9 protein-coding genes and 3 pseudogenes are annotated in these 9322 nt (G+C 68.6%); 4 read left to right on the plus strand and 8 right to left on the minus strand.

Features of this window, described 5'->3' with window-relative positions; all coding sequences use genetic code 11:
- The 3 genes and pseudogenes from ACIREE_RS42210 to ACIREE_RS42220 form a co-directional block, all read right to left on the minus strand.
- Positions 1-437, minus strand: a pseudogene (locus ACIREE_RS42210) (hypothetical protein); the annotation flags it as partial.
- A 298-nt stretch (positions 438-735) separates the two neighbouring features.
- Complete coding sequence (locus ACIREE_RS42215; protein WP_404164866.1) at positions 736-972, minus strand: hypothetical protein; 237 nt, start codon at positions 970-972, stop codon at positions 736-738.
- A gap of 223 nt (positions 973-1195) precedes the next feature.
- Entirely contained in the window at positions 1196-2410 is a 1215-nt protein-coding gene (locus tag ACIREE_RS42220; protein WP_404164868.1) for an amidohydrolase family protein, read from the minus strand.
- Positions 2411-2511: 101 nt separating this feature from the next.
- Here ACIREE_RS42220 and ACIREE_RS42225 point away from each other — a divergent pair, with 101 nt between their 5' ends.
- Together ACIREE_RS42225 and ACIREE_RS42230 are read left to right on the plus strand one after the other, a co-directional pair.
- Positions 2512-2979 (plus strand): MarR family winged helix-turn-helix transcriptional regulator, encoded by a 468-nt coding sequence (locus ACIREE_RS42225; RefSeq protein ID WP_404164869.1) that lies wholly within the window; start codon positions 2512-2514, stop codon positions 2977-2979.
- Between the two features lie 98 nt (positions 2980-3077).
- Positions 3078-3239 carry a hypothetical protein gene (locus tag ACIREE_RS42230; protein ID WP_404164871.1) on the plus strand — a complete coding sequence of 54 codons (162 nt, stop codon included), beginning with the start codon at positions 3078-3080 and terminating at the stop codon, positions 3237-3239.
- A 246-nt stretch (positions 3240-3485) separates the two neighbouring features.
- Here the strand turns inward: ACIREE_RS42230 and ACIREE_RS42235 are convergent, their stop codons facing one another.
- From ACIREE_RS42235 to ACIREE_RS42245, 3 genes are read right to left on the minus strand one after another with little or no spacing between them, the layout of a single operon-like run.
- Positions 3486-4394, minus strand: a complete 909-nt coding sequence (locus ACIREE_RS42235) for an MBL fold metallo-hydrolase (protein ID WP_404164873.1) — start codon at positions 4392-4394, stop codon at positions 3486-3488.
- 50 nt (positions 4395-4444) lie between these two features.
- Positions 4445-5446 carry a D-2-hydroxyacid dehydrogenase family protein gene (locus ACIREE_RS42240; RefSeq protein ID WP_404164875.1) on the minus strand — a complete coding sequence of 334 codons (1002 nt, stop codon included), beginning with the start codon at positions 5444-5446 and terminating at the stop codon, positions 4445-4447.
- The gene (locus tag ACIREE_RS42245) at positions 5403-6734 is read right to left on the minus strand and encodes an MFS transporter (protein ID WP_404164876.1); all 1332 of its coding nucleotides are present in this window, start codon (positions 6732-6734) and stop codon (positions 5403-5405) included. The genes ACIREE_RS42240 and ACIREE_RS42245 overlap by 44 nt, the downstream gene beginning before the upstream one ends.
- A 211-nt stretch (positions 6735-6945) precedes the next feature.
- Between ACIREE_RS42245 and ACIREE_RS42250 the strand changes: the two genes are divergently transcribed.
- On the plus strand, positions 6946-7548 hold the full coding sequence (locus tag ACIREE_RS42250; protein ID WP_404164878.1) for a TetR/AcrR family transcriptional regulator: 603 nt from the start codon (positions 6946-6948) through the stop codon (positions 7546-7548).
- Positions 7549-7807: 259 nt separating this feature from the next.
- Here ACIREE_RS42250 and ACIREE_RS42255 read toward each other — a convergent pair whose 3' ends face one another.
- Positions 7808-8344, minus strand: a complete 537-nt coding sequence (locus ACIREE_RS42255; RefSeq protein ID WP_404164880.1) for a transposase — start codon at positions 8342-8344, stop codon at positions 7808-7810.
- A gap of 35 nt (positions 8345-8379) precedes the next feature.
- Between ACIREE_RS42255 and ACIREE_RS42260 the strand changes: the two are divergent.
- Positions 8380-9137 (plus strand): annotated as a pseudogene (locus ACIREE_RS42260) (transposase family protein).
- Between the two features lie 54 nt (positions 9138-9191).
- Here ACIREE_RS42260 and ACIREE_RS42265 read toward each other — a convergent pair.
- Positions 9192-9322, minus strand: a pseudogene (locus ACIREE_RS42265) (IS5/IS1182 family transposase); the annotation flags it as partial.

A 9322-nucleotide genomic window follows, 5' to 3' on the forward strand; every position in this document is an offset into this window, starting at 1 on the left:
CGGCGGCGCAAGCCCGCGCGGCGACGGACCGCACACCGCCCTCGCCCACCATCTCCCGCAGCGCATGGCGGATATCCACCGAAGCCCCGCCCCCCGCCCGAACTCCCGGCCCGCTCGTCGAGCACGCCCAGAATCCGCTGGTAGTCCGGCGCCAGCACCGTCACCGACAATCCCTCGCGCCAAGGCGGCACGATCGAGCCCGGCACCGGCGCGGGCGAGGGAGTGGTTTCCGCCTCCGCCTCGGCCACAGCGGTAGTTTCCACAGCCGAGAGGGCCAGGGCCTCGACCAGCTCCTCCCGCGCGATCACCCGCCGGTCCAGCTCAATCTCGGCGGCCTCCAACACCTCAGCCAACCGAGCGACTTCCTCCCGCAGCCCCTCCACTCGCACACGGGCGGCGGCCTCCCGCTCCTCCAGCATGCCCAGTACCGACGCCATCGCGCGCCGCCAGCTCCCCGAACGGGAACAAGATGCCGGATGCCTTTCTCAGAGCGAGCCACCCCATGCCTGACCAGCGGAAATCAAGCGATCATGTTCGGTTGAGATACGGCTTCTGAGGTCGCGCAAAGCGTCATGGCTGGTCATGCAGGGCGCCGTACGATGCGCAGCATTCGATCACACGGAGTATGCGCGATGACGGATCAACAGGACGCCCACGTCGTGGATGTCCGTGTCGATCCTGCAGCTCCATGGCAGGACGGCACCCGGTTCCACCGGGCGTTCTGAGAATGCGGCGTCACGGCTCCAGCTTGGCGCGCACGCTGATGTCCGCCCCCAGCATCTCGCCGACCTGACGGGCCATGACCGGCCCGGCGGCCTGCCGCACGACGGCGAGGATGCGCTGGTGGTCCGGCGGAAGCATGTTCTCCTCCATGTCCGGCACGCGGTGCGGGATCAGCATCACGGCCCGTCCACCCACCTGCCCGTGCGCCGACACAGCCGAGGCGCGCTCGTCGGTGAACTGCTCGCTCACGCGCTCAAGGACACGCTAGGCGACAGCGAGTTCATCCCGCTCCGCCCGTACTTCCGCCAGCTGTTTGACCAGTTACTCCTCGAGTTCGTCCAGTTCTGCGCGCCGCGCGGTAATCCGTTCCAACAGCTCAAGATCCAGCATGCAGCGGATCGTAGAAGGCCGCCGTACCGCGTCGAGCAAGCACCGGACAGTTGACTCCTTCCCTCAAGGGGAAGTGCTGCGGTCATGCCGTCAGGCGGGTGCCGCGGCGCCAGACGGCGCGCGTGTTGAGGGTATCGCTGATGTTGTGGGTCGGGTCTCCGTCGACCAGCAGGAGGTCGGCGCGGAGTCCCTCGGCGACGCGGCCCCGGTCGCTGAGGAGAAAGCGGCGGGCTGTGGTCGCCGTGGCCGCCCGCAGGGCCCGTTCGGGAGTGAGGCCGGCGGCCACCAGATACTGCAGTTCGTGGTGCAGGCTCGCTCCGTGGGCCAGGCCCCCGAAGAACGTCTCGGGCATGGAGACGTCGGTACCGGCCAGTACGTCGACGCCGGCGGCGTCCAGGGCGCGCACGGTGTCGTACACGTCGTCGAGCCTGCCCTGCGGGTAGCGGTTGTAGCTGGAGCGCAGGGTGCGGTCCCACGCGCTGTCGAGGCGTGCGGCGACCCGGGGGTCGTCGGCGAGCTCGCTGCCGGTGATCCCCATCATCGATGCGTTGAGGGTGACGCAGGGAATGACGAACATGCCCGCGTCCTTGATGACGTCGATGATCTCGGCGGTGTGCGGCTGGTCCATGAACACGTGGGTGAGGCCGTCGATGCCGGCTTCGGCGGCCATCTTGGTGGCGTCCACGGTCAGCGCGTGGGCCACGGTGAGGGCGCCGTACTTCTTGGCTTCGGCGACACCGGCGTTCACAGTGGCCCGGTCGAGCGAGGGCAGCCCGGGGTGCCCCTCCACGCTGCCGTCGTCGATCATGAACTTGATGAAGTCGGAGCCGCGGGCGAGGAGCTGGGGCACGAAGGCGGCCGCTTCCTCGGGAGTGGTGGAGAACGGCATCAGGGGCATCACCGGGGGAAGATCCCACTTCGGCCGGAAGCCTTCGGGCATCAGCTCGCTCGGGTGACCGCCGGGCGGTGTGATGGCGAAGCCTGAAGAGCGCACATCGGCCAGGGTGTCGTCGTCGGCGATGGGCCCCCGATTCTCCCGGGTGTTCATCCCCTGCATCTCCAGCTCGGTCGTCACCCCGAACCGCAGGGCGAGCGCCAGGGAACCTGGGGCAGAGTGAACATGGGCGTCGATGAGCCCCGGCAGCAGGGTGGCGCCGCTGCCGTCGACGATCTCGCTGCCCTGAGGTGCGTCGCCACCGACACGGGCGATCCGCCCGCCGTCGATGACCACGGTTTGCACGCCCGTCGTCTTCTCCCCGTCGAAGATCTGCGCGCCTGTGATCGCGGTGAGCGCCATAGCGGTCGGCCTCGTTTCTTCTCGTCCATGATTTACATACCCAACGCTATGCAATTGCCTAGCGGTATGCAAATGTGCGGCCCAGGCCTAGACTCGGTCACATGAGCAGCGCGTCCTTCTCCGAACAGCCTTCCGACGACCTGGCGCTGGATCAGATCGGCCCGGCGCTGTCACGGTTGCGCCGCCGTGCACCGGCATCGAGCAAGGACCTGTCCCGCAACCTCGTACTCAATGTGATCGCCGATGCGCCGGGCGAGACGACCGTCGGTGGCCTCGCCGCCGAGATGGGCGTCGTCCAGCCGGTGGCCAGCCGGACCGTCGCCGCCTGCATCGCGGACGGTGTGCTGCGCCGGACGGCGTCCCAGTCCGACGGACGCCGCACCGTGCTCGAACTCACCGAATACGGCGAGGCCGAACGCAGCCGCTTCGCCGCCGAACAGCGCAAAGCCTTCGAGGAGATCACCGCCACCTGGTCACCGGAGGAGCGGATCCAGTTCGCACGCCTCTTGACTCGATACGGAGCTGACGCCACCGCGTGGTCCAGGAAACAGGCGGCCTACCGCGACTGAAAGAGCGGTGCCCCGACACTGCATCATGGCGTGGAACCCCTCCTAGGCGGGGCCGCGTCTTCTTTGCTGAAGATCGTGGTCATAGGAGAGGACGCAAGGTGAATGACCGCGAGCGAGGCCAGGACACCGACCCCGCGCTCACCGGAGACGCTCCCTGGTGGGCCGGGCTCAGGCTGACCGGAGGAGTCGTCCTCACTGGGAGCGGGACAGGGCTGCTCTTGTGGCTGACCCTGCGCGGAAGCACGGCTGACAACGACTGATCCCCTACCTCAGACCAGCCCGCCGAGCCGCAGTTTTCGCGTGGCACAGGCGGCTGGAGCGCCTGATCACACGGTCGGCACCGGCAGGCAGACCCCCGGAGCCTGTCATGCGGGCCATGCCGAGCGAGGCGAGGTCCTCGCGCGGGCCGCGACGGTCCGGCGCGGACGCTCCGTAGCCGCACCGCGGCGTGGCATGCCGCGGCCGCCGGTTCGTGCGTCATGTCGAGGCCACTGCGGGTGGGCGGCTTATCGGTTGTCCGTCTCGTCCTCCCAAGGGCGCCAGTGGCCGGCGTCGACGGTTCCGAGTTGCTGGTCGGCGAAGTGCACGCCGAAGCCGAAGACGTCGTCCTGGGCCAGGAACTGCACGAGTCGGCGGCGTGAGGCTTCGGCCTCGGCTCGGTCGTGGTCGAGGACGACTTCCCAGTCGGGGTGCTCGATCTGGACGGGTGAGTGCATGGCGTCACCGAAGGCCACGATCCGTCGGCCGTCACCGGTGTCGAGGATCCAGGCCGTGTGTCCGGGGGTATGCCCGGGCAGCGCCCAGGCACGTACTCCCTCGGCGATCTCCGTTCCGTCGGCGACGGCTGTGGTCCGTTCGCTCTGTCCGGCGAGCCGTGGACCGTCCGCGGGGTTCAGGCCCCGCAGTTCTCCTGCCCCCACGATCCAGCGCGCGTTGGGGAACAGGCTGCGCGGGTCGTCGACGGCGTCCGGCCGGGCCCAGCCCGTGTGGTCGTCGTGCAGGTGGGTGAAGGCCACGGTCTCCAGCGTGGCCGGGTCGACGCCCAGGCCATCCAGGTGATCGGGAAGGGTCTGCACGTACTCGAAGCCGTGTTGGAAGTGCTCGGGGTCCTCGCCCGAGATACGGCCGTGGCCGGCGTCGAGGAGCAGGCGCCTTCCGCCACGCTCGACGAGCAGTGCGCCGCATCCCATGGCCAGGTGGCCCGCGTCCGTCATGTGGGGACGGTGCTCTGTCCAGTCGTCTTCGGCGGAAGCGGGGTAGACCCGGCCGGGGATCATGTGGACACCGGCGTCCGGGACGTAGGTGATGGTGAGGTCGCCCAGAGTGCGTGTCCACAGGCCCGGCATCCGGCACCCTGAATCGTCGGCGCAAGCGCGCTGAGGGTGGGGGGTGGCGGTCTGTTCCGTGGAGGCCATGGTGGGTTCCTTTCCTCGTTCGTCTGTCGGGGTGGTGGGGCCTGGTCTGCTCACGGCGTCAGCAAGCGGACCGGTTCGCCGGAGGCGTAGGCGAGGATGTCGCCGAGTGCGTCGTGGTAGAAGATCTCGTAGGTGCCGGCTGTGACGTAGCCCAGGTGTGGGGTGAGGACGGTCCGCGGAGCGCTGTGCCACGGCGAATCGGCTGGCAGCGGCTCGGTGAGGTGAACGTCCAGGGCGGCTCCGCCCAACGCTCCGGCGTGCAACGCGGCCAGCAGCGCCGCCTCGTCGACGACGGGTGCCCGGGAGGTGTTGATCAGCAGCGCGTCCGGCCGCATGAGGGCGAGTTCGCCGGCGCCGATGAGGCCGACGGTGCGTGGGGAGAGTCGGACGTGGAGCGTCACCACGTCTGAGGTGCTCAGCAGTTCCCGCTTACTGACGGGAGTCACACCCAGCGCATTCGCGTGCTCGGGATCGAGGTGGGTGCTCCAGGCGACGACGTCCATGCCGAAGGCGACTCCGACCTGGGCCACGCGACTGCCCACGCCGCCCAGGCCGACGACGCCCAGGCGGGCGCCGTGCAGGTCGCGGCCCACAGTCTGTTGCCAGGCGCCCTCACGGAGGTTGCGGTCCTCGGCGGGGAGCGAGCGGGTCAGGGCGTGCAGGAGTCCCCAGGTCAGCTCGGCCGTCGAGGTCAGTCCTGCGGCGCGGGTGCCGGACACCACGATCCCTTGGCGCGCGGCCGCGGCCGTGTCGATGGCCGCGTTGGCCGGGCCCGTGGTCACCAGCAGGCGCAGGTTCGGCAGCCTGTCGAGCACCTCGGCGGGGAAGGGGGTGCGCTCGCGCATCGCGACGACCACGTCGAACGGTCGCAGTGCCGCTATCACTTCCGCGGGACCGTCCAAGTGCTCGAAGAAGTAGGTGAGACGGGCACCTTCGGGCAGGGATTCCCAGTCGGCGTAACGGTGTGCCGTGTGCTGGTGATCGTCCAGGATCGCTACTCGGTGGATCTCAGGCACGAGCGGTTTCCTCGACGTGTGCGTGGGCGTGAGCATGGTCCGCGTTGGGGGTGGAGGTACGGGCCGCTTGGGCGTTTTCGTCCGCCGACGGGTCGGCGAGCGGATCTGCGGGGCTCGGGCGGAGAAGTTCCAGGGACCAGATCGCGACGCCGATCAGCGCGATCACCGCGCCGAGCACGGAGACTCCTGTCCAGCCCACGAGCGGGTACAGCGTGGCCGTCAGGGCGGATGAGACGGTACTTCCGGCGAACGCGGAGACCATGAGCGCTGTGGTGACCCGGCTGCGGGCATGCGGAATGCGGCGGTAGAGAACGCTCTGGTGGCTGATCAACAGCGCCTGCTGGGCCAGGTTGAGCGCCACGATACCGACCATCAGCGCACTGAGACCGAGCGGACCTCCCCGGCCGGCGAAGGCGAGTACGCCCCAACTGCCCGTCAGCACGATCAGCCCGCCGGTGGTCACTTGGCGGCCACGGCCGCGATCCGTCAGCCTGCCGGCCACCGACGCCGCGGCGGCCCCGACGACCCCGACCAGTCCGAACAGTCCGATGACCGCCGGCCCGTACTTGTAGGCGGGGCCGGCGAGCAAAAACGACGAGGCGGTCCACAGCACCGTGAAGCCACCCATGCCGACCGCGGCAAGACCCATGCGCCGACGCAGCAGCGACTCGGTGCGCACCAGCGTCACCACCGAGTGCAGCAGCCGGGGATAAGGCGTCGTCACGGTGGGCGGTACGGGAGGCAGAACCAGGCGCAGGGTGAGCGCAAGCACCACCATGACGAACGCCGCGAAGACGAACACCAGGCGCCAGTCCCCGAATTCGGCCAGTGCTCCGGCAACGGTCCGCGCGAGCATGATGCCGATGAGCAGGCCGCTCATGACCGTGCCGACCACCGCGCCGCGTTCATGGTCGGCGGCCAGCGAGGCGGCCATCGGCACCACGATCTGCGCCACGGCGGAGGTCACCCCGACCAGCGCGACCGAGGCGTACAGCGCACCGAGCGAAGGGGCCGCCGCCACGCCGAGGAGAGCGACGGCACTCAGAGCAAGCAACCCGCTCACCAGTCGGCGGCGCTCAAGGACGTCGCCCAGGGGCACCAGCAGGGCCAGCGAGAGCGCGTAGCCGATCTGCGAGGCGGTGACGATCAGACCTCCGGCCCCCTCGGAGACCCCTAGCGCCTTGGAGAGCACGGGCAGCAACGGTTGCGCGTAGTAGATGTTCGCGACTGCCGCGCCGCACGTCACTGCCAGCAACAGCACCATCGCGCGGCTCACCGGAGCGCGGACGTCGGCGCCGTCCTTGCTGAATTCTGGATCGTTCATGCCGGAATGCTCACCCCGGCCGGGCGGCCTGGTCAAGCTATTACGGACTGATTGATCCATAAGTGATGAGGGTCACGCGCGGGCGGCCAGGGATCGCCGGCACCCCGATTTCGAGGCGTCTTGGCGTCTTGTGGAGCAGTTGGTCCAATATGGAGGGTGGGGAGAGTGGTCCCCGGAGTAGACCGCCCGTTCTGTAATGCAGGAGGTTCATGTGCCGTCCGCAGGCCGTCCCCGCGCGTTCGACCTAGAGGCGGTGCTGGAGGCCGCGATGCTGCTGTTCTGGGAGCAGGGTTACGAAGCGACCTCGCTGGCACAGCTGCGAGCGGCTACCGGACTGTCCTCCGCGAGCCTGTACGGCGCCTTCGGCTCGAAAGAAGGGCTGTTCAAGCAAGTCGTCGAGCAGTACATGAAAGGGCCGGGCGGCGCCACCGACGTCATCGAGGACGAAACCGTCAGCCCGCGAGAGGCCGTGGCCGGCCTGCTGCACGGCTCGATCGATATGCAGGCCGACTTGTCCCACCCCGCCGGCTGTCTCATCGCCCTGTCCGGCACGATGCGGGCTCCGGGGCAGGAGCACGCCGGAGTGCGCGAGACCGTCATGGCGCGGCGAGAAGCGGACCGGGTGCGCATCAGGGCCTGCGTGGAGCGGGGCGTCGCCGCGGGTGAACTCGATGAGGACATCGACATCGACGGGGTGACGACCATGATCCACGGCTTTCTCCTGGGCCTCTCCACGCAGTTGCGCGACGGGGTGGCCGCAGCGACCCTGCACACGGCGGTCGACGTACTGCTCGGCAACTGGCGGCGTAGGTAGCGGAGGTGGAGTAGAGAGGTGAACCTTCCCCAAGGCCGGGTAGTTAGGGGATTCGTGCTCAAGGGGGTTGGGATGGTGTAGGCGCCGGGGTCGGTGTTGATGATGCCCGTCGGGGCGAACACGGCTCTTATCTGCGGTTTCCGCATGACCTACCGGCGGCGGGCAAGCCCGTCGTGGTGGCATTGAGGGTGCACCGATTCGTCTGCGCGGAGGGTTCCTGCGCGCGCAGAACCTTTGCCGAGCAGCTGCCCGGGCTCACTCACCGATTCGACCGGCGGACGGTCCGGCTACGATCGACGCTCGTCTCGGTAGGTCTCGCGCTTGCGGGCCGGGCTGGTGCCCGCATGACATACGCCTTCAAAGTGTCCGTCATCGTGAGAGGTTCGCGTAGGTCGGCGCGGTGTCGGCCGACGATGCGTTCGACGGCTTCGGCCAGGTTGTGCAGCAGATGCCGGGCGTCGGCCACCTGCTGGGCCTGCGGGGCACCTGCGCAGGCGCCGTCACGGAATGAGCCCGCGCGGTCGCGGCAGACAGTCCGCACCTCGAGGTGATCGCGCAGCCAGGCGGCTAAGTTGTGCGCTGCACGGTCGACGAGGACGTCGACGGGGCGGTGGGAGTTCATGTCGATGAAAATGGTCGCGTAGGTGCGACCGCGGCGCACGGCGAACTCATCGACGCCCAGACATGGAACAGGCCGCAGCTGTGGTTCGGGCAGTGAACCCATTTCAACCTGGCGGTGTGGTCCGTCAGTTGAGCGGCTCTGCAACGTAGTGAAGCTCCTGGTAGACGGTGTCACGACCAAGATCCACCGTGCACCACCAAGAGCTTCACGTGCTTGTCTGCCTGTCGGCGATCAATTGGCCCACCGCGCACCTGCGACGTCTCGCGGGTCAACTCGCCCACCATCGCAGGGAGATCGGGACACATGGCGGCGGCTGACCGCCGGCCGTCAGGCCCTGCCCGTCCTGGCACACCTGCGCTGCGGTGACACCTACAGCCAGCTCACCGCCGGGTTCGGCAGCAAGATCGCCACCGTCTACCGCTATATCCGTAAGGCCATCGAGGTGCCGGCCGCGCTCGCGCCGACGCTCAACGAGACGACAGCAACGACGCGAAAGAAGGCGTACCTGATCCTGGACGACACCGTGCCGCCGACCAACCGGATCGCCGCCGACCGCCCGTACCACTCCGGCAAGAAGAAGCACCACGGCATGAACGCGCAGGTCCTCACCGATCCCTCCGGCCGCCTGCTGTTCGCCTCCTCCGCACTGCCCGGCGCGACCCACGATCTGACCGCGGCCGTTGAGCACGGCATCCTGGACACACTCGGCACGGCCGGACTCACCACCTGAGCCGACACGGCGTACCAGGGCGCGGGCCGCCCCGTTCGCATCCCGATCCGCGGACGCCGGCCCAAGCGGTGGCAGCGCCGGTACCACACCACCACCCACACCAAGATCCGCTGCGTCGGTGAACAGGCCATGGCCACCCTCAAGGGCTGGCGCCTGCTCCGCAAATTCCGCTGCAACACCAAAACCATCACCGACATCGTGAAGACCGTCCCCGCCCTTCACCACGCCTCAACGTGATGTTGGAAAACGCTCAGTGGGCGCCGACGCCGGTACTAGGCGCTGTTTCTCGGATCATGTGCGGAGCCAGATGATGAGGGCTGCGAGGGCGACCGTGCCGAGGTAGATGTAGGCCCGCTTCTCGTAACGCGTGGCGACGGCACGGAAGCCTTTCAGGCGGTTGATACATCGTTCGACGGTGTTCC

The sequence above is a fragment of the Streptomyces sp. NPDC102467 genome (assembly GCF_044765445.1).
GTDB lineage: Bacteria > Actinomycetota > Actinomycetes > Streptomycetales > Streptomycetaceae > Streptomyces.

What these genes read in the sequence shown, in the direction of transcription:
- ACIREE_RS42220 (WP_404164868.1), bottom strand. Translation starts at nt 2,410, where the DNA reads ATGGCGCTCACCGCGATCACAGGCGCGCAGATCTTCGACGGGGAGAAG.
- ACIREE_RS42225 (WP_404164869.1), top strand. Translation starts at nt 2,512, where the DNA reads ATGAGCAGCGCGTCCTTCTCCGAACAGCCTTCCGACGACCTGGCGCTG.
- ACIREE_RS42235 (WP_404164873.1), bottom strand. Translation starts at nt 4,394, where the DNA reads ATGGCCTCCACGGAACAGACCGCCACCCCCCACCCTCAGCGCGCTTGC.
- ACIREE_RS42240 (WP_404164875.1), bottom strand. Translation starts at nt 5,446, where the DNA reads ATGCTCACGCCCACGCACACGTCGAGGAAACCGCTCGTGCCTGAGATC.
- ACIREE_RS42245 (WP_404164876.1), bottom strand. Translation starts at nt 6,734, where the DNA reads ATGAACGATCCAGAATTCAGCAAGGACGGCGCCGACGTCCGCGCTCCG.